The 20,587-nt window shown below is 42.9% G+C and carries 20 protein-coding genes; 12 read left to right on the forward strand and 8 right to left on the reverse strand.

The features are described 5' to 3' along the window. Positions 1-15 precede the first annotated feature (15 nt). Positions 16-1,422, forward strand: coding sequence for a type I glutamate--ammonia ligase (gene glnA / locus IPM65_02740; protein ID QQS44490.1), 1,407 nt, complete (start codon positions 16-18; stop codon positions 1,420-1,422). A 65-nt stretch (positions 1,423-1,487) separates the two neighbouring features. After that, on the forward strand, positions 1,488-2,369 hold the full coding sequence (locus IPM65_02745) for an aldo/keto reductase (GenBank protein ID QQS44491.1): 882 nt from the start codon (positions 1,488-1,490) through the stop codon (positions 2,367-2,369). Between the two features lie 34 nt (positions 2,370-2,403). On the opposite strand, the gene IPM65_02750 is transcribed toward IPM65_02745, so the two are convergent. After that, entirely contained in the window at positions 2,404-3,690 is a 1,287-nt protein-coding gene (locus IPM65_02750) for a hypothetical protein (GenBank protein ID QQS44492.1), read from the reverse strand. A gap of 32 nt (positions 3,691-3,722) precedes the next feature. Then, positions 3,723-4,799, reverse strand: a complete 1,077-nt coding sequence (locus IPM65_02755; protein ID QQS44493.1) for a hypothetical protein — start codon at positions 4,797-4,799, stop codon at positions 3,723-3,725. Between the two features lie 90 nt (positions 4,800-4,889). Here IPM65_02755 and IPM65_02760 point away from each other — a divergent pair, with 90 nt between their 5' ends. Genes IPM65_02760 through IPM65_02775 form a run of 4 tightly spaced genes read left to right on the forward strand, consistent with a single transcriptional unit; the run spans position 4,890 to position 8,019 of the window. After that, entirely contained in the window at positions 4,890-6,260 is a 1,371-nt protein-coding gene (locus IPM65_02760; GenBank protein QQS44494.1) for a hypothetical protein, read from the forward strand. Continuing rightward, the gene (locus IPM65_02765) at positions 6,257-6,655 is read left to right on the forward strand and encodes a hypothetical protein (GenBank protein QQS44495.1); all 399 of its coding nucleotides are present in this window, start codon (positions 6,257-6,259) and stop codon (positions 6,653-6,655) included. The genes IPM65_02760 and IPM65_02765 overlap by 4 nt, the downstream gene beginning before the upstream one ends. Before the next feature lie 44 nt (positions 6,656-6,699). Next, positions 6,700-6,996: a hypothetical protein gene (locus IPM65_02770; protein QQS44496.1), complete on the forward strand. Its 297-nt coding sequence runs from the start codon at positions 6,700-6,702 to the stop codon at positions 6,994-6,996. 30 nt (positions 6,997-7,026) lie between these two features. Next, entirely contained in the window at positions 7,027-8,019 is a 993-nt protein-coding gene (locus IPM65_02775) for a UbiA prenyltransferase family protein (protein ID QQS44497.1), read from the forward strand. Here IPM65_02775 and IPM65_02780 read toward each other — a convergent pair. Next, complete coding sequence (locus tag IPM65_02780) at positions 8,016-8,972, reverse strand: hypothetical protein (protein ID QQS44498.1); 957 nt, start codon at positions 8,970-8,972, stop codon at positions 8,016-8,018. The genes IPM65_02775 and IPM65_02780 overlap by 4 nt on opposite strands. Positions 8,973-9,037: 65 nt before the next feature. Here IPM65_02780 and IPM65_02785 point away from each other — a divergent pair, with 65 nt between their 5' ends. After that, on the forward strand, positions 9,038-10,759 hold the full coding sequence (locus tag IPM65_02785; protein ID QQS44499.1) for a hypothetical protein: 1,722 nt from the start codon (positions 9,038-9,040) through the stop codon (positions 10,757-10,759). A gap of 56 nt (positions 10,760-10,815) precedes the next feature. Next, positions 10,816-11,286 (forward strand): YbhB/YbcL family Raf kinase inhibitor-like protein, encoded by a 471-nt coding sequence (locus IPM65_02790; GenBank protein QQS44500.1) that lies wholly within the window; start codon positions 10,816-10,818, stop codon positions 11,284-11,286. Between the two features lie 3 nt (positions 11,287-11,289). Here IPM65_02790 and IPM65_02795 read toward each other — a convergent pair whose 3' ends face one another. Beyond that, positions 11,290-12,261, reverse strand: coding sequence for an acyltransferase (locus tag IPM65_02795; protein ID QQS44501.1), 972 nt, complete (start codon positions 12,259-12,261; stop codon positions 11,290-11,292). 48 nt (positions 12,262-12,309) lie between these two features. Between IPM65_02795 and lepB the strand changes: the two genes are divergently transcribed. Beyond that, positions 12,310-13,671 (forward strand): signal peptidase I, encoded by a 1,362-nt coding sequence (gene lepB, locus IPM65_02800; protein QQS44502.1) that lies wholly within the window; start codon positions 12,310-12,312, stop codon positions 13,669-13,671. A gap of 58 nt (positions 13,672-13,729) precedes the next feature. On the opposite strand, the gene IPM65_02805 is transcribed toward lepB, so the two are convergent. Beyond that, positions 13,730-14,209 carry a hypothetical protein gene (locus IPM65_02805; protein QQS44503.1) on the reverse strand — a complete coding sequence of 160 codons (480 nt, stop codon included), beginning with the start codon at positions 14,207-14,209 and terminating at the stop codon, positions 13,730-13,732. Between the two features lie 188 nt (positions 14,210-14,397). On the opposite strand from IPM65_02805, the gene IPM65_02810 reads away from it, so the two are divergent. Continuing rightward, entirely contained in the window at positions 14,398-15,081 is a 684-nt protein-coding gene (locus IPM65_02810; protein ID QQS44504.1) for a hypothetical protein, read from the forward strand. Here IPM65_02810 and IPM65_02815 read toward each other — a convergent pair. Beyond that, a complete protein-coding gene (locus IPM65_02815) occupies positions 15,002-15,622 on the reverse strand; it encodes an RNA ligase partner protein (protein ID QQS44505.1) in 621 nt (206 codons plus the stop codon). The genes IPM65_02810 and IPM65_02815 overlap by 80 nt on opposite strands. A 509-nt stretch (positions 15,623-16,131) precedes the next feature. Between IPM65_02815 and nrdR the strand changes: the two genes are divergently transcribed. Both nrdR and IPM65_02825 read left to right on the forward strand, forming a co-directional pair. Next, positions 16,132-16,578: a transcriptional repressor NrdR gene (gene nrdR, locus IPM65_02820; protein ID QQS44506.1), complete on the forward strand. Its 447-nt coding sequence runs from the start codon at positions 16,132-16,134 to the stop codon at positions 16,576-16,578. A 43-nt stretch (positions 16,579-16,621) separates the two neighbouring features. Beyond that, entirely contained in the window at positions 16,622-19,027 is a 2,406-nt protein-coding gene (locus IPM65_02825; protein QQS44507.1) for an adenosylcobalamin-dependent ribonucleoside-diphosphate reductase, read from the forward strand. Between the two features lie 376 nt (positions 19,028-19,403). Here IPM65_02825 and IPM65_02830 read toward each other — a convergent pair whose 3' ends face one another. Both IPM65_02830 and IPM65_02835 read right to left on the reverse strand, forming a co-directional pair. After that, entirely contained in the window at positions 19,404-20,189 is a 786-nt protein-coding gene (locus tag IPM65_02830) for a hypothetical protein (protein ID QQS44508.1), read from the reverse strand. Continuing rightward, entirely contained in the window at positions 20,155-20,556 is a 402-nt protein-coding gene (locus IPM65_02835; GenBank protein ID QQS44509.1) for a hypothetical protein, read from the reverse strand. Before IPM65_02835 ends, IPM65_02830 begins: the two co-directional genes overlap by 35 nt. Positions 20,557-20,587 lie beyond the last annotated feature (31 nt).

Below are 20,587 nucleotides of genomic sequence, written 5' to 3' on the forward strand. Positions count from 1 at the left end.
ACAACCACTATTACTATGATTACGTTAGCAGAAGCAACATCTTTGATTAGGTCAAAAGAAGTTGCGTTTATAGACCTGAAGTTTACCGATATTCGCGGAGTATGGCAGCATATGACCATTGCTGCAAGGGACTTCAATACAGCGATAAAAGACGGCATCGGGTTTGACGGTTCAAGTATTCGCGGCTTTCAGGATATATATGACAGCGATATGCTTCTTTTTCCCGATCCGACAACAATCTTTAAAGATCCTTTTTTTGAAAAAACACTCTCATGTATCTGCGGTATCGTCGATCCGATGACCGGGAAACCGTTTGAAAAAGACCCTCGCCATATCGCAAAAAAAGCAGAGAAATATCTGAAAAAATCAGGATTCGGAGACACGTCATATTGGGGTCCTGAGGCGGAGTTTTTCCTCTTTGATGTCCTCAATATTCATTTCTCCCCCTACAGACAGCTTATTGAACTCGAAAGCTCTGAAATTCCTGCAGATGACTTTGATTCCCGATCTCCCGGTGACGGATATCATATGGCCATGAAGCGGGGATATTTCCCGGCTGCTCCCTTTGACAAACTGCAGAGATTCAGATCGGAAATGGTTGAAATTCTTGAAAAAATCGGCATAGAAGTTGAAGTGCATCATCATGAAGTTGCAGCAGCAGGACAGGTGGAAATTGATCTCAGATACGATACTCTGGTAACAATGGCTGACAAACTAATGATTTACAAGTATGTAGCACGGAATCTTGCGAAAGTACACGGGCTCGTTGCCGTCTTTCTCCCCAAACCGATTTATGGAGATAACGGATCCGGTATGCACACACACCAGAGCATCTTTAAAAACGGAAGCAATGTATTCTTCGACAAAAAGGGATACGGAGGACTCTCTCATCTCGGGCATGCGTATGTAGCCGGATTACTGACGCATATTGACGGTTTACTGGGGGTGACAAATCCTACGGTCAATTCCTATCGCAGACTTGTTCCCCATTTTGAGGCGCCGACAGCCGTTGCTTTTTCAGCCAGAAACCGCAGTGCGGCAGTAAGAATCCCGATGTATCATGCTTCGGAAAAAGCAAAACGGGTAGAATTCCGTTGTCCCGATCCGACCTGCAACCCGTATCTTGCCTTTGCGGCTCAGCTTGTCGCCGGTATTGAGGGTATGGAAAAGAAAATGGATCCGGTAAACATGGGATTTGGACCGTATGACAATGTAAATATCTGGGAAACCGAAAATATCCGTCAGACGCCGAAAACATTGTTTGAAACACTTGATGCTTTTGAGAAAGACAGCGTGTATAAAAAATCAGGCGTTTTCCCAAAAGAAATTTTGGAAAGCTACATTGGGCTAAAACGCGATGAAGCAACGGAAGCCATGATGTATCCTACTGTTTCAGACTTTTTCTTTTACGGAGATATGTAAAAAAGTAACTGATTGCGGTAATAATTCGTTAATTATGCGGGAATTATTTGAATTATAATAAGGTAGTGATTATTCCGACAAAAAAGCTCAAATCCGGTTTTGAAATGCCGGTATTCGGACTTGGTACTTGGCAGATGGGAGGACGGGAAGAACGAAATCCCGAAAATAATGATGGGGCTGACATTGAAGCAATAAAGCGTGCAATAGAGGCAGGGATTAGTCACATTGACACGGCTGAAATGTATGCGGCCGGTCATGCCGAAGAACTGGTCGGTATGGCAATCAGCGGTTTTGATCGAAATCGTCTGTTTCTGACGTCAAAAGTACTGGACGGGAATCAGACATACGATGGAGTTATGCATGCCGTTCACGGATCTCTGAAGCGGTTAGGTACGGAATATCTTGACTTATACCTCATACACGCCCCGGACGAATCGGTCCATATTTCTGAGACGATGCGGGCTATGGATGACGTTGTGGATCAAAAACTCGTGAAGAATATCGGACTCAGTAATTTTTCCGTGAAGCAGTTTGAGCAGGCACAGCAATACGCACGTCATAAGATTGTGACGAACCAGGTTCATTACAACCTTGAGATACGGGAAATCGAAAAAAACGGGGCCCTGTCATATTATCAACTGCACGATGTCATGATTACTGCCTGGAGACCGCTTCAGAAAAGTATTATTTTGACAGACGGTGCGGAAATACTGAGAGATATCGGTAAAAAATATACAAAAACACCGGCACAAGTAGCAATAAATTGGCTTATCTCCCAACACAATGTGGTAACAATGTCTACTATGAGAGATTGGAAACACCTGGAAGAAAACCTCGGGGCTATCGATTGGGAGCTTTCAGATCGTGACATTGAATATCTTCGTCGTGAATTTCCTCATCAAAAACCGATTTCTGACGTATATCCCCTTTCTGACAACCTTTGGTAAATGATGAGTGAATACAGCGGTTAATATGCGGTAATTACTCTTCCAAAATCTTTTTTGTCTCAATTTTGTAGAGTTCAACATGAGGCTGATCAAAGGTGTTTACATCCATCAGATGTCCGAGATACATTATTTCTATCATTTTAAACTGCATAAATTCACCCAATGACTCTTCATCCGTCTTCTCAAAACCGATTTCCATGAACGGCAAACCCTGGTTTTTATATGCAATTTTGGTACCCTGTACGATTGCATTCATGATTGAATGAATCTTTTTTCCCTTTATAACGGGAACAAGATTGTATTGTAGATTTTCCGCTACGGCTAAGTTTGTGAGCTGCTCCCTTGAGTATATAAAGGTTGTAATTTTATCTTTAGGCCCGCCAAGGTACAGCTGTCCGACCGAGTGCAAATCGGTTGAACCGACAGAGACTGTCGGAGTTATCCCCTTTCCGTCTTTTCCTACACTCTCCCCCATAAGCTGACGGTACCATTTTCCCAATGATTCAAGCTGCGGAAGGAACGTAAAATTGTCATTAATATTTTTGCCTTGCTCTGACAATAAATAGAGGATTGAAGCCGAAATCATAGCAGGATTATCTTCTGTAAAAGCTCTTTTCCCGCATATATCCCGCATATTTGCCGCACCTCTTCGTAATTTCACAATATCAAATCCCGCCAGAGCGAGAGGGAAGAGTCCAACGGCAGAGAGGACGGAAAAGCGTCCTCCCACCTGTTTGGGCATGAGGATTGCATCAAAGCCGAGTTCCGTGGCTTTTTTGTGCATATTCGAACCTTCATCCGTTGTAAAAACAATCCGATCGGTAATGTCTGAAAATTTCTGAGATAGAGAAGAGGAGAGGACTTCGAGATTGGTCATTGTTTCCGTCGTACCGCCAGATTTACTGATTGCGTTGATGAGAAATTCCTCCGTTGAGGAGCATGAAGAGAGGAGTGGAACAACTTTTGAAAGAACGTTTTCATCCTGAGTGTCAAGGAAGATCATTTTTGGGAAGCGGGCCGGTTCGAATAAATCATAGTATCCGTGGATTGCATCGTAAATTGCCTTTGTGCCGAGATTTGAACCTCCGATACCGATTACGACAATGTATTTCAAGGTGACGGTTTTCTTTTTCTCGACAAGATTTTGTACGGTATTTAATAATGTTTCATCGGTTGAAAGGTTTACGGAGCTTTCCGCTGCTTCATACGTTCCCGATTGTATTACCGACTTAAGCTTATCTTTATATTCGTCGAGTTTTGGAGATGTTTCCCTTATTTGTTCATCGGAGAGTCCTGTTGAATTTTTGTATTGAAAGTACATAGTGACGGAACGTAAAAAAATTTATTAACTGTCTACGCGAATGTCTGTATTACAACTGATTTTTCAGTGTTTGTCTCAATATCATATTTCTCACATGTTGAAGGAATAAAGCAGGAGTGTCCTCGTGTGATCCGTATTGTTGTCCCTCCGGCTGAAACGTGAATATCACCGTCTCGGACATACAAATGATGGAATCTGCCGTCTGTTGATTGCTGTCTTTTTTCTGAGATTTCAAGCAAATTGACAGAGTAGAAGCGGGTTTTCAGCAATTTTTCCCCGTCTGCCGTTCGTTTTAAATACTCAAGCTTATTATGCCCGGGATCGCGATCCAAATGCTCAAAATAATCTTCAATATTCAGCGTTCTGATAGTGCCGTCGTCTTTTATTTTGCCCTGGTCAAAGCTGCGGATTGTTGCGGCATCATCGCTGGCATCAAGCTGCACCTCAAAAACAATGTTGCCGAGCGGTGCTTTTTCCCTATTTTCTTCCCATGAATGATGAATTGCACCCATTGACAGATCTATCAGATCATTTTTCCGGGTAGGATAGAGATTGACAAACTGCCAGGGATTTTTTTCTTTAATATATTCGTTTGCCTGCTTTCTGGCTTCATCCAAAGTAATCTCCTGGCTTAAAATTTTTCCGCTGAGATCCTGCATATAGCGATAGATATCAATACATGTTTTTCTATATTCATCAACGGAAATGTCATTTTTTATCCCGAGGGAAATGAATCCGTTCTCGAGAAAATACCATGACTCCGGTTTCGGAAGCCATCGGTCACTTTTCTCCTCGGGTCGGATATGAAGCTGAAAAGAATTGCCTAATGCCTGATTCAGTTTGATAAGAAGCGGCATTGTCTCACCGTCTGCAAGAACCTCCTGAATCGGGATTTTGTTTATATTATACGTATTCGGCCCGAACTGCGGATCCGAAGAATCAAAAATATCAACTGCCAAATAAGATTTTCCCCAGAGTTCATGACTCTGTCCGATTTTGATATTTTGAAACTCCGGTCTGTTTTGCCAGTTTTTCAGTTCAAGAATATAATGACCGCCCCAAGTGGGTTGTTCAATGAGGTCGGGAATGATAAGGTAAGGTCTCGTCATATGTTATGCAATTTACGCCTACATCATAGCGGATTTTAGCCGGGTATTCAATTGAAGTTGCCCTTAGCATGCGGTATATTTAATGATGTAATGAGAAAACGCTTAATCGGTTCTCGTGGAGAAATTTCTACAATCGTCGTTGTCGGTCTTTTGGTACTTCTTGGTGCGGTAGCTCTTGTGACAACTACATTAAACCGGAACGTGCAGGATCCCCGTTCGGAAGCTTCCGAGAGCTGCAATTTTGACTCGGGACAGGCGCTCTCACTGGGTAGTACCGAGACGAATGCCTCAAATATGGAGAATCGGTGGCCGATCAGCGCTCATCCTCATGAGTACGATGTCCTCGGACCGGGGTATTATGTCCTAAAACCCAATACAAATCAGGATGTTTTGAATCTCACAAAGCAGGATGGAGGAGCGGTTGACTCCAAAATGAACGGGTTTATGGGTTCGATGTTCGGATACAAACCGACAAAATTGACGGCAGCACATGATGTTTCATACGGAGGAAGTGTCCCTCAAGGGAATGATACTGCCATAAAAGGAGATGCTCCAGTTCTGGAAATTCCGACAGAAGCAGGGAACACTGCGGTAAAAGTTCCTTCGACGGGATACGACATCGGCGGCGGATATGAAGCGATGGTTGTTTTTGCCACAGCTGACAGAGTAACTATCCATATAGGAAGACATGAATATTTTGTAGGGAGCGGACAGAACAATTGTAATGGTGGGACCTGCAGCGGCGGTTATTGGATTTATGTAAAGGGTATTTGTGTTGATAAGCAGATTCAGCAGGCGTATAACAATGTCAAAGCGGCACAGCAAAGCGCCGGAGCCGATAAAAATCCTATACAGTTGCCGATGGTGAGGCCGGGACAGATACTCGGTAAGGCAACGGGCACAAGTGTTATTGTCGGGGTTCGCGATAACGGTCCGTTTATAACAACCTCAAAGCCCGTTTACTGGGAAGGTGTTCCTTCAAAGGATGTTCAGCCGACTACTGCTCAAACAACAACTCCTCAGCCGACTACTGTCCAACCCACAGCAGTCACAGCTTCTCCGACACCAACACCAGTTTCATGTCGACCAGGACAGACAAAATGTCCCGGAACAAATATCTGCGTCGACTTTCAGGATCAATGTCAGACGCCGACGCCCACTCCGCCTTCGGGTCAGTGTGCGAGTCCGGAGGTTTGGTGTACTTCCCTGAATAGGTGTACGGGGAGAACGGCTTGTCCGACAGCGACGCCTACTCCGTCTTCGGGCCAGTGTGCGAGTCCGGAGGTTTGGTGTACCTCCCTGAACAGATGTACAGGAAGAACAAGTTGCCCGACTCCAACAACGGCAGTTACCCCGGTACAGTCCTATGGGACGTTCCGGACCACGTCAGGAGCCGATACAGCCGGCGAGTTGATTCAAACACCTGACGGAAGATTCGCAATTATTATTCAGCAGCTATGAAAAAACCGAAACGATTATATCAGCGATTAGGAATGGGAATGGCATTAGTGCTGTCTTTCGCAATTGTGGTCGGTATAACCCCCAGAATCTTTTTAGCAGGTTCTCCAGAGCTTAACCCGAATTTCCTGACAGACTTAGGCGCTCTTCCCGGTGATTTTGTGGCTATGTTCAGAGGAGAATCATCCTCAAAAGAGGAACAGATGACTGCAGAAATCCCAAGAGTAGTGCATCCCGCCGGTCTCGATTACGAGCCGGTTGCCAAAGGCGTATATGCGTCAGAAGCGGATCAGTCAGGAAAACGATATATCAGGATTGAAGAGGGTACAAAACTGGAAAAAAAGATTGTTACGCTCGACGACGGGCGGACGGTTGAAGTATATGTCCCGTTGGAATAATTTCTGTTGTGAAAAATTTATAAGTTATATAGAATGAAATATATATGTATTTCGGACCGTTTTTCTTTGATACAAAAGAAATATTTCTTATTGTCGCCAGTTTCCTAATCGGGTTTGCTCTTCTTTTCGGCTGGGAAATCTGGTGGTTTGACAAGCAGGTTCTTTTGACGATGGTTATTCTTATGCTTATTACCAAAGGATTGCTTCCGGCAATCCACAACGAAGCATTTTTTATACTGGCTGTTATCTCAATTTTTCTGACATTATATCTCCCGGTATTTCAGGTTATTATCTTCTATTTCTTAAGCTTTTTGCTGTTCCGTCTCCTCAAGGTCATTTGATGCCTGAAAATAGTGTATAATCAGTACAGCATGAAACAAACAATCCTCGTGTATGCTCGGGCGCTTCGTGTCAATCAATGGATCAAAAATTTCATAATTTTTGCGGCAATTTTATTTGCGGGAGAGCTTTTTGATTTAGAACTTCTTTCCAAAACAATCGGAGCTTTCTTTATTTTCTGTTTGTTGTCGTCTACGTCATATGTCCTGAACGACATTATTGATTACCAGTACGACAAGAAACACCCGACAAAAAAACATCGCCCTATTGCTTCAGGTCTTATCTCAATCCCTCAGGCGACTTTTATCGTATTCATTCTGACACTTGTTTCGCTTCTAATATCTCTCGCATATTCTCTCAATTTCTTTTTTCTGTCGCTCTTCTTCCTTCTTCTTCATTTTTACTATTCTCTATACCTGAAGCGGTATCCGGTAGTTGATATTTTTACGATTTCCTTGTCTTTTGTCCTCAGAACCCTTGCCGGCGTGGTCGCAACCGGGTATCACGTCCCGATATGGCTTCTTATGACAGTCTTTTTCATCTCTCTTTTTATGGCATCTGTCAAACGGCATGCCGAGCTTGTCACTCACGGAAGCGATACAAGGGAATCTTTGTATCGGTACAAAAATCATATGCTGTACTTTCTCTCAACGACTTTTGCGACACTGACGATCGTATCATATGCTTTATATACCTATACGCTGTATATTGATCCGTCGCAGCAAAGTACGTATAGCGGATCATCAATCTGTGAACAGCTGTATCAAAAACCGAAAGATATCCAAAACTGCGAAAAGCAAAATCTTATCACGAATATTTCCGAATACTTTCCGAATCTTGAAGCAAGGAAACTGATGATGTTGACGATCCCGTTTGTCGTATACGGAATCTCACGATATGCTCAGCTTCTGTATGAAAAAGAAGAAGGAGAAAGACCTGAAAAAATCATTACGACAGATAAACCGCTGCTCATCACAATCTTCCTGTGGGGATTTATGATATTTCTTCTTATTTACGTATTCTAGTAGGCATTGCAGGTAATATATCCTTTGTAGTACATGCCGACAGTTCCGGTGTGTGTGGTTATTCCCCCTCCATTTTCATGATAGTAAGTGAATGTCTTACATTCTTTATTTCCTATTTGCCATTTATCAATAAAAATATTCCGATCACCCGTTGAGCCGTTTATCCCTCCCGAGCAGCCCGGGCACCAGTCATTGGTAAAACGGACACGAATATCGTCAGTAAGAGGTGTGTCTTTGGGAAGAACGGCGTAATAAGATCCGTTATCTTTTGTCGTATACGTTTTTAATAGTTTTCCATTGTGATAGAACTCCATAATCGGATATACTTGACCGCCTGGTTCGGTGGTTGCCGAAGCACGAGCTGATATTGTGACCTGATCGGCTCGGCTGAATCCCGGGATCCGGAGGATATCGCTTCCGATAATATTTACAATCAATACAACCCCGAATGTGAAAATGAGACCGATGATGGCACTGGTGATCATCCGTTTGCCTTGTGCGATTTTGAAACGGTCTCCCTGTGCCGTTACCAAGAGGAAGGCTCCGTAAATAATTACTCCGAAGGCAAGGACACCTACTGCAGGAAAAATAAGATTATTCAGCAAAAAATTAAGTACCCCTCCGCCGGCACTTGCATCAGTAAAAGAACTGATGTCGGTGCCCAGACAGCCGATTTGAGTGAAGTACTTCCCGGCAGCCGGGACAGGCGGTTTGTTGTAATTGGCTGCAGCTTTATCCTCATTGATTTTTAGTGTCTCATTGGCTGTGGGATCAGTGGTAATTGCATATTGAGCAGGGTATAAACACTGCGCACAATCCGCCCAGTTTTCAGGAGGAGTTCTGCCGTTACAGTAACCGCAGGCATCACATTCGGCGATCCTTTGAGCGGATACATCGTTTGCCGGGAAAAACAAAATACTGAATACGGCTAAAAATAACAGGAGCTTTTTCATACAATTTACAGTATATCCTATTCCTCCGTATGTGGCTTAGATTTTCCAAATCCTAATAAGTTATAATGATAGATATGAAACGCGTTTTTCTGTCAATTCTGCTGGCTTCAACTCTGGTCCTGACATCGGCGGGATACGGTTTGGTGCGTGCCGACGAGCTGGAAGACATCAATAAAAAGCTGGATGAATTGCAGAAATCTCTGGACTCATCACAAAAAGCAACGGCTACAAACGAACAACAGCTTGCAAGTCTGAATCAGCAACTCAACAATATCAAAGCACAGGTTACGAAGATCGAAAATGATATTGTGCAAAAGGAAGAAGATATCAAAGTCGGCGAGGAAAAACTGGCGGCACAAAAAGAATTACTGGACCAGCGGGTGGCTTCTTTTTACAAGCAAAAGGGGCGTTCAAAAGACGCACTTCTTGAAATTCTCATTTCGGATAGTTTTACTGAGTTTTTAAAACAGTTCACTTACCAGCAAAATCTTCTTGATGATGACCGTAAAGCAATAGTCCGCGTGGTTCTTCTTGTTAAAGATATTGAGGAAAAGAAAGAAACACTTGAGAGTGAAAAGGAACGCCTTATTCCGATAAAGCAGGCCATTGATGAGCAGTCGGAGTTTTTGGAAGGTGAAGTGATCAGTGCAAAGAAATTCCAGGAGGGTTTGAAAAGTGAGATAGCGGCACTTTCTGCCAGACAGCAGGAAATCATAAATGCCCGTAGCGGAGGGTTTACTGTAAATATCGGTTCGGGAGCTTTTGCATCAGGAGGAGTATCATCTCGTGCAGAATTTATTGCCTCAGCACCAGGGGGATATTTTGCCGTCTTTTCGTTCGGGGCCTATACACACAGAGATGGTATGAGTCAATATGGAGCTTTGGGAAGAGTTAAACAAGGTCAAAATGCAGAACAAATACTCCAATATTATTACCCAGGGGTGCAGATATCTAAAGTTGACACAAATCAAAGTATTAGCGTAAACGGAACGAATACATATGGACAAACTTTTAATAATGAATCTTTCCAATTAGAAGATTATTTAAAGCATATTTATGAAATGCCAGGCTCATGGCCAAAAGAAGTATTAAAAGCACAAGCCATAGCTGCACGTAGTTATGCATATGGGAAATCTTCTATTTGTCCAGGACAAGGTTGTCAAGAGTTTAAGCGTGAAGAAAATACTGAGGAGTGGAAAGCTGCGGTGAAGGAAACTGAAGGTATGATAATGACAGGTGGACCTGGTAGCTTCAAGTATTCCTCAACTACAGGAGGATGGCTTAATAATACGGGTTGGGATACCAACGATGGTCAAGGTGGCTCGAATTTTATCGAAAAGTCATACGAAACTGTAGGAGGTTCACCATGGGTATACTCTGCTTGGTATGTAGATGTATTTGGAGAATATGGGGCTAAAGGAGGCACATGTGGACGTTCCAACCCTTGGCTTTCTCCTGAAGAAATGGCAGATATTGTTAACGCTCATCTAATTCTAACAAAAGGAAATAGCGATGAGGTATCTCGTATTTCACCAATTACCACAGAATGTTGGAGTGGTAATCCCTATAGTATAGAAGAATTGAAGAATATTGCTTCAAAGTATGGAGGAATAAGTCAAGCTAATAGTGTGTCCTTAACTCAAGGTAATGGAACAACAAACACAGTAATAATAAATGGTATTAGTATGACTGGGGCGGAATTTAAAAAAGCTTTTAGCTTAAGGGCACCTGGTTTTATTCGTATTCCTCAAAAAGGATTTGCATTCTTCAATATCGAAAAAAAATAAACATTCTTACATGAGTCTGACGGTTTTTTACGTTCGAGAATATATACTGCTCATGTATGAAACTTACCAGTCCGACATTTGAAAACGGCAATACCATTCCTGAACCTTATACCTGCAAAGGGTTGAATGTTAGTCCTCCTCTTGAAATTATAGGAGTTCCTTCCGACACAAAAAGTCTGATTCTTGTTGTGAAGGATATAAACGCACAACCCAAACCGTGGATTCACTGGCTTATTTACAATATTCCGGCAGATACGAAAGAGATTGAGGAGGGTTCTATCCCGGTGGGTGCCAGAGAAGGGATGTGTAACGGCGGCACGTATGGTTATGAGGGGCCGTGTCCGAAATATTTTACGGGAAATCATTCTTACGACTTCACTCTTATTGCCATAGATTCGGTTCCTGATATCCCGATGGATGCTGATTATAAAGCTCTGTCAGATGATGTTCAGAATCACATTCTCGGTGAGGCAACATTGAGAGGAACCGTAAAAGGAACGGGAGAAGAAGCGGTAGAGAAATCGTAGCCGCTACTTTCCGGCACGAATCAACAATATACCCTTTTGTACCGCAGCAGAAAGGAAAAGCAGTACGACAAAAAACCACCACGGACCGATTATCTTATGAAATCCGTAATCCACGAATATTTTTACAAATAGAAAATGAATAAAAAAGAGAGAGTATGAATGTGCGCTTAAAAAATCAAACGGCTTTTGCAGGTATGTCATGTACAGCTTGTTCTTGGAGACAAGACGGTGAACCCAGTACATGACTGTCGTAAAAAAGATCCCGTATGACAAATAATACAGGTTCGGCGGATATTTGTTTTCAGTCAGTACCAACGTCTTTCCTTGGCTTTGAAGGAAATCTCTCGTTATAAAAAAAGTCATGACAGACAGCAGTATCGTCCCTATAAAGAAATACCGATTTTCTTTGTGATTGGTAAAAAGCAGGGTAAAAATAAGAAAGAATGTCCACGGCAGCCACATGACATATCGGAAGGGCACGGGCGGGATGGAGATTAAAAGCAGAACAGTACTCACGAAAGCCGTTCCTGTCAGAATATAAAACAGCCATTTTTTCTGTCTATACATAAAATGAATGACCGGGATCAGGAACAAAAAGTAAATAAAGAGAATTACCAGCCAGCTCAGATCACGGCCACCGCTCAAAAGTATTTTTTCCGTCATCTGCTTTATATTGAAGGATGTAGGATTTTTTATAAACACAAGGATAAAAAAAGGAATAAGGAAGAGATAGTAAGGAATTACAAGGCGTTTCAGCCCTTTTACCACATATGAAACTGAAAGAGTTGTTATACTGTCTTTTGCGAAAAAAATATATCCTGAGCAAAAGACAAAGAGAGGAACGGCAAAATGAGTATAATCCCAAACGGCATATACGGTCGGATCACCAAGAAAATATGCCGTTGCATGTATAAGAATCATCAGCAAAACAGCAAGACCGCGTAAAAAGTCAATCGTCGTGTTTCTCTCTTTCATCATTGAGGTACAATAATAGGTAAATACTAAACTATTCATCATTTTATCATGTCCAAGGACGACAACTCATTCGTAAATGCTTTGATTATCTGGCCATTGAAATTCGTGGGGATGATTCTCCAACTCCTTTTTTTTGCGGCGTTTGTCTTTGCGGGTTGGTTCGTCCTGCAAATGGTCGGAGTCCTGAATGTACAGGTTCCGGTGTCCGGTGCTTCCATGCTTCCCACGTTGCCTGAGGAAGGGTATGTCCCGTTTCAGCGGTTTTATTATGACGGGCGGGTTCAGAAATTTATTCCTCAAACGATTGCAAAGGGGGACATCGTTGTTTTTGAGAATGACGAAACGCATGAAGAACTGGAAAAGCAGCAGAAAGACTCAAGCGGATTTGTAAAACGCGTTATAGGAGTGGCCGGAGATATCGTGCAGATTCGCGACGGTTTTGTCTATGTCAACGGGAAGCGTCTTGAAGAACCGTATACCCTGAAGCCCCGCTCCACGTTCGGAGGGAAAGAAATCCAGGATTGCGAAGTTGTGAAAGTCCCGGAAGGCAAGCTGTTTGTGTTGGGAGATAATAGAAAATTGAGTATGGATTCCCGGCAGATAGGGCTTGTTTCAGTACAGGATGTCCAGTTTTATATCCCGTACGAGAAGCAGGAAAATGAGTTTGCAAATCGCTGGCGCGACTCATCACATGACTTTGATACAGAGAACGAATCACTGTTTAATGTCGATGATTTTGTGTTCCTTCTCAATCAAAAACGGCGGGAAAACGATCTTTCTGAACTGAAGTACCAGCCCAAGCTGGAACGGTCCGCACAGTACCGGGCAGAAGTCATGCTGAAATACAATGAGTTTGATTCCGATGCTCCGCACAGCGGATATTCCATGAAAGATGCTATGAGTGACGCCAATTACTCAAACATCGTATACGGTGAGTTTCCGATGATCGGGTACTATGACGCGGAAGAATTGTATGATGCTTTTATGGAACAGCCCGGTGCTTCAGAGTTTCTTTTAAACAAAGACTATGATGAAATCGGTGTTTCAACATTTGTCGGAGAACTCAATAACTGCCCGGTACAGGTGGTAGTTCAGCACCTGGCAGGATATGTCCCGCCCGACTACTCACAATCACAGATATCGGATTGGAAAGACGGTCTCTCAAGACTGCGAAAGATCCAACCCGGGTGGCAGCAGCTTAAATCTTATAACGATTTGTACTCTCAGAATAAGGCTGATATTGATAGGATCAATGAAATACTCGACATCCGAATAGCCCGTTTTTCACAAATTATTCAGCGTATGGAGGCAAATCAATGGCTGACTGAACAAGAAAAATCCTGGATAAAGGAAGATACCAATCTTGCCGAAGAACAAAATCGACTGGCGGAAAGATTGAATGCCCGTTAGCCTGAGACATATGACTCAGCTTCCGTGCAAGTAGGATATTAATTATCTTAACAACTTCTTACATTAATTCTTTTTCTTCAATTTTCTTTGAAAAATGATTCATGATGTTTATATATCCGGTGAAATCGGAGGAGGATGCATCATTCAGTAAATTAACCAACCGTTCCTGAATTTGTTTTTCCAATGAATCCACTAACTCTTCTCCTTTTTTTGTAAGCAGTAAAATCTTAGCACGTTTATCATCGGGATCATTATCGATTCTTATCAACTTATTTTTTTTGATTGAGGAGACGAGCTCCGTAATAAAAGGAGGCTCTACACCCATCTGTTGTGATATTTGTATAAACCTGCAGCCCTGAGGATATTCACGCAAAAGACCCAATAAACTCCAATCCAGTGTCGATAATTTGTGTTTGGCCAGGACCGGTGCGACATAGTTTTTTACCAAACGGTATGTCTTCGCCTGCATCCGGAGCAGCGTGTAGGTCTCAAAGTCTGTTTTCCCGCCCACCAACTTCTGTAATGCATTTTTTAGCATAAATTAAAAACAAATTATGACAGACCCTATTATAGTTATTGATAGCTAAAAGAGCAAGATTTGAGCTCATTTCTTACGGTATGTTAACACGGTTATCAAATACGTTTAAGATCAGCAGATGATTTTAAAGCCGTAATTATCCTATCCGTACAGCTTGACAATCCAACGAAAACATAGAACAATGAAGTATGCCACAACAGCAGGAAGCAATATTTCAACAGGCGACACCATTACCTCCATCTTTGAATCCCCAGGTCCTTTATAGCTGGAAAGCTCCCCTGCGGGCATACAAAAAAAGGAGCCGATATGTGTTGCGATTTTATGTTGCCGTAGCGATGCTTCTTACTGTGATCATATTTTTCCTGGGAGACAGGATACTTATTATTCCTATCTGGTCAATACTGTTTCTTTTTTATATTCTCACCATTACTCCCCCTCCGCAGGTAGAAAACCGCATCACAAAATTCGGTCTTGAAACGGCCGGAATCACGTTGAAATGGGACGTACTTTCACATTTTTATTTTACGGAGCGTTTCAATTTCACCATACTGACCGTTGTGACACAGCCTCCCTACTACATGCATGCCTATCTTGTCATACCGAAAGAACGTATCAAAAAAGATGTCATGAAGATTCTCGCGGAGCATATTGTGTATCAGGAAAAACCACAGCTTGGACTTACAGACAGATTAATAAATCTTCTATCTTATCTTATTCCCGATGAGGAAGAGGGTGAAGACGTCCCCGCAAAGATTACCATGAAGCCTAAAGAGGAAAGCAAAATTGATGAGGTTAAAGATACTCTTGCATCTTTTTTCCAAAGACAGAAGAAGACATCTCCTTCACGCCCAACAAACGAGCCCAGTATGTGACTCCTTCATCAGTGGTGACCAGATACCCGTCGAGTTCTTTTGCGAGCATAATGAGGTCAAAATCAGCCTTGCTGTCGATGGTTCCCGTGCGTGTGGCATTCCGATACCGTTCACGCAGTTTGGTAAGAATCTTACCGCAGGCAATTTGAAACTCTTTATGCGGCAGTACCTCTTTTCCCATAAACATTTCTGCTGTGTGTATAATCTCTTCTTCCGCAACTTTCATGGCGCGGTAGGCTCTATCTCTATAATCTTCGATAAGACGCTCAATAATGACTGCCGAAACAGACTGTTCTGACGTTCTGGGAGATTTAACCGTAACAGAGCCAAAGAGCGATTTTAGCAACGGATCGTCCGGACTGTCAAAAAAAGATGTGATTTCTTGGACTATTGTAGGAGGCACGACGATTTCGACCTCCCCATCAGGAGCTTTTTGTACTGCCCTGACTATGTTTTTTACAATATCTGCCGTAGTCTCCCCTAGACCGAGTGCGGCTTCCATGTTGAAGAACAAATTTGTGTCAATAATATAGCTTTTCATACAAGTATTATAGCAGGGATGTTCTTTTCGGTTATTTCTTCACTCCGGAAATAGTGAGTTTTTCGGCTTTAGGAAAGGATTTTTTAATTATTTATCTCACGGTGCTGATTTTATAAAGAGCCTTGTATCAATATATATTCCGATATTTCTATATCCCTCACTTTTCCCGCTTTACACATCGAAAGTGTAAGAATTGATAAAAGTGCCCGTGCACTATATTGCACAGATTTTTAGATCAAGCCATTCACAGATCCCGTGAATAAGAGAGAAGTATATATTTCTCCAATGTCCTGATGTACAACATCTGTTCAAGAAATACATAAAAAGATTCATATATTATTACAGGATCTTTAGCAACATATACCGCATTTTGCTGATATGTTTTGATATGGTAAATCAACTTGCAATACTACAGATAGTGGTATACATTTGTAATGCACCCAAGATATGAAGAAAAGGGGATTAAGAATTAGCGGGATATCACGCGGAAGGTACGTAAGATTGTACATATGAAGTGTCTTTTTTGTCAACACACGAATACTGAAGTCATTGAAACGCGCGTTTCAGAAAACAGAACCGCTATCAGAAGGCGCCGTTCTTGTCCGCAGTGCAAGAAAAGATTTACGACATATGAACGCATAGAGGAGCTGCCGATACTGGTTATCAAGAGAGATCTGAGAAGAGAGCGTTTTGACAGAAAGAAACTGATGAACGGCATATTTAAAGCAGTAGGGAAGACGACGGTGACAGCAGATCAGGTCGAAGATATCGTAAACCAGATAGAACAGGATATTACACAGGCAGGCAAAACGGAAGTCAGCAGCAGTGAGATAGGTAGTATGGTTGCTTACCAACTGAAAAACATAGATAAGATCGCGTACATCCGGTTTGCATCAGTGTTTAGAAGATTTGTCGATGTTGAAGAGTTTGAATTGGAGCTGAGAAAGCTCTCATGACAACCTCAAGAAGTCCAAATATTATAAATTAGATACAACTATTATGAAACTGACAGGTGTTTCAGAGAAAGTATTCCTTGACAGATACTCTCTCAAAGACATAAAGGGCAATCCAGTTGAAGCACAACCGGATGAGATGTGGCGCCGTATCGCCAATGCTGTCGCCGAGCAGGAAAAGCCTTCACAGCGCAAGAAATGGGCTGATGCATTCTATAATGCAATGGAGGATTTTAAGTATGTTCCCGGAGGCCGCATTCTTGCAGGCGCAGGTACAGGCTATTCGGTAACTTTTTATAACTGTTTTGTGATTCCGTCTCCGAAAGATTCCCGTGGAGGAATTCTGAATACATTGGGAGAAATGATTGAGATTATGGCTCGGGGAGGCGGTGTCGGAATTAACCTTTCCACACTTCGACCACGAGGGGCACGGGTTGAGAAAGTAAACGGATTTTCTTCGGGGCCCTGCAACTGGGCAGAGATATTCTCACTTGCTACTAAAGATATTATTCAGCAGGGCGGTACCCGTCGCGGAGCTCTTATGCTTATGCTCTGGGACTGGCACCCTGATATCGAAGAATTTATTACTGTAAAACAAGATCTTTCACGCATCAACGGAGCAAACCTTTCCGTTGCCGTTTCAGACTCCTTTATGGAAGCAGTCAAGAAAGATGAGGACTGGCCTCTTATTTTCCCGGATAAAAATGATCCTGAATATGACGAAGTGTGGGACGGGGATATTGAGGGCTGGAAAGCGAAAGGAAAGAAAATCAAAGTGTATAAAGTTGTCAAAGCAAGAAAGATCTGGGATCTTATTGCTGAAGCTGCCTGGAAGTCTGCAGAGCCCGGAGTAGTGTTTATGGAGAGATACAACAAAATGCACAATAACTACTACTGGAATAAAATCATCTGCGTAAACCCATGCGGAGAAGAAGGTCTTCCGGGATGGGGAGTATGTAATCTTGGTTCTATCAATCTCTCAGCCTTTGTCAAAGGATATGAGGTTGATCGTGCCGGAACATTTGATTTTGAGGAACTTCGAAAGACAGTACGCATTGCAGTAAGACTCCAGGACAATGTTGTAGATATGGATCCGTACGTGTTTCCGGGGATAAAGAAGACCCAGCTTGAAGGAGAAAGAAGAATTGGTCTTGGGACTATGGGGCTCGGGGACACTCTTATTAAGCTTCATATTCGTTACGGTTCAGAAGAGTCTTTGAAGTTCATCGAGAAAGTTTACAAGATGATTGCACATGAATCATACCTTGCATCTTCTGATAATGCGAAAGAGAAGGGGTCCTTCAAGAAATTTGACGGTGCTAAATTTGTGAAGAGCGGTTTCATGAAAACTCTTCCTGCCGAAATCAGAAAGAAAATAAAAAAAGACGGCATTAGAAACTCAGTGCTTCTCATGCAGGCTCCCACGGGATCAACTTCCCTTATGGCCAGTACAACATCAGGAATAGAGCCTGTATATGAATTTGAATTCATAAGGCGAGATCGTCTTGGAGAACATGCCATACGGCATCATCTCTATGATGAATGGTACAAAAAACATGAAGCTGAGATGAAGGCCGGAACAATCAAAAGACCGGAGTACTTTGTATCAGCAAATGATCTTTCTCCTGAAGATCATGTCATGGTTCAGGCTGTCATTCAGAAATATGTTGATGCATCAATTTCGAAGACTGTCAATGCCCCGACCACACACACGGTTGACGATGTAAAAAGACTCTATACATTGGCATATGAACAGGGATTGAAGGGTATTGCCTATATGAGAGAGGGATCCCGTGCCGGTGTTCTTGAGAGAAAACCTGATGCCAAAGCTGCGCCGGACAAAGCAGAACAGCCGAAAATGCAGATACCGACAGTAAAACCGCGACCGATGGTTGTTCACGGATCGACATACAAAATCGATACACCGGTCGGACGGGCATATGTCACCATAAATACCAACGGCAATAATGAACCACATGAAGTATTTATGACAATCGGTAAAGCAGGGACAGATGTATTTGCCATGGCAGAAGGGCTGGGTCGTATGATCTCTATGTACTTTAGATCTACCGCTCATCTTCCGGCTGAGGAGCGCATCAAAAACGTCATCAACGAGCTTCAGGGAATCGGCGGCGGGCGCACGATGGGATTTGGAAAAGAACGTGTCCGCAGTATGCCTGATGCCGTAGCCAAAGTCTTGAAAATGCATTTTGAGTACTTGAATAAACAACGAACAGAGACTCAAAACGGCAACGGCCATACAACAGAAGTGAAGCTAGTGAGTGAAGTCGAACAGCCGGCACTTCTTGCCGAACAAGGTCAGCAACTGGTTGCTGCTGCAGACGTACCGAAAGAAAAGCATTTTGACATCTGTAAAGAATGCGGTCAGGCATTACTTGCACGTGAAGAAGGTTGTGCAAAGTGCTATGGCTGCGGTTATGCAGAATGTTAACCAACATAAGCAATTGTTAGGGGTTGCTTAAGAAAGTAAAATACCCCGCTTTTTACAGGCGGGGTATTTTTTTGAAAAGAGTAGTTTGTTTCCCGGCCGAGGAAAGTTGAAGCATATGCATTTTGGAGCTTTTTCACGCTGGCGAAAATATACTACGTGGTGGGACATCTTGATCGTGCGCCTTGAAAAAGTACAACAATGGGTATGCGAGACTTTCAGAAAGAGCAAATCTTGTTGTAATCGATTTTTTTATCACTTCGTTATCCGAGAATTTCATCTATAGAAAACCCTTTGTTCGGAAGTAAACTCTCCGCCAGCCGGCGGATCAAACATCCGTTTCACTCACTAATGTTAATTACTTTGTTAGGAATATAGATTACCGAAGTACTTGACTCATCCATACTCTGATCCTGAAGATCCAGCCTTCAAAATAACTCTCAAGCTGGCGGTCATACTTTTTCACGGTATCAAATCCTTCCTTAGCTTTTGTAAGCGGTTTCTCAGTCGCCTGATCAAGCTTTTGTACATTTTCGGGATTTACTACTTCACGTGCCAGTTCTTTCGGCGATTTAATTTCGATAGGTTCTGATACTTGTTGCGGGTCAGAGGGATTCGGATCTTTCCGTCCGAACCAGGGAAGTGAGAAAGGACTTGATTCGGTCGGTTGAGGATCGTAGGGATTTCCGGGCATACCGGTCCATGTCGGGGCAGGTGTCCATGTAGGTACAGGTGTCCATGTTGCGTTTGGATCCGCCGGAGGAATAGTATTTGTCGGTTGTCCCGGCGGGACAGTAGGCTGATTTGTTGTTCCCGGTCTGGTCGTCGGTGTGGGCTGATTGGGCCTCAATGTGGCCGTTGGCGGTTGTGGTCTTGGAGTTGCAGTCGGCTCATTCGGTCTTGGAGTTGCTGTCGGCGGTGGAGTGGTGGGTCGCGGGGTATTGGTGGCAGTAGGCGGCGGGGGTGCCTGTGTGTTTGTCGGAGTAGGATTTCCTCCCGGCATATTCGGAGCAAGACCGTATTTGGGGACCTTATTCCCGTTTTCATCTTTCTTTACACATCCGTATTCGTTAAAACCACCGGGAAGTCCCCAGTATTTACCACAATCTCGTTTGTCGCCTGAAAGCAAATCACAGTAATTCGGGTGACAGTGCCATCGTTCCATAAAACAGCAAAATCTCGAATCCTGATATTGGACCATGTCTGCGCAGCAATCCGGCTGATGTTGAGAACAATAGTAACGTTGATACTCTGTTGTTGGGGGGCCAACGGGGCTTATTCTGATCACAGACATATGAATATCGGTCATCATCGTAAGTATTTTGCGGTGTTTTCGGTTTGCGCGTGCAGCCATCTGGGTAGCAGATATCCTGATCATCACAGGTGCACTCTTCAACTGATTCAGATGCTTTGCTGGCGGTCGTAAAGAGCTTTCCTCTTTCGGAAGTGTATTGAGAAACGGAAATACTGATAATTACGGCAATGATAAAAAGAATGCTAACCATCATAAGCCGAACATCTGTTTTTTTCATGTATGAATTGATTATAATAGACTTTTAGTCC

It is taken from the genome of Candidatus Roizmanbacteria bacterium (genome assembly GCA_016700135.1).
Lineage (GTDB): Bacteria > Patescibacteriota > Microgenomatia > UBA1406 > GWC2-37-13 > UBA1450.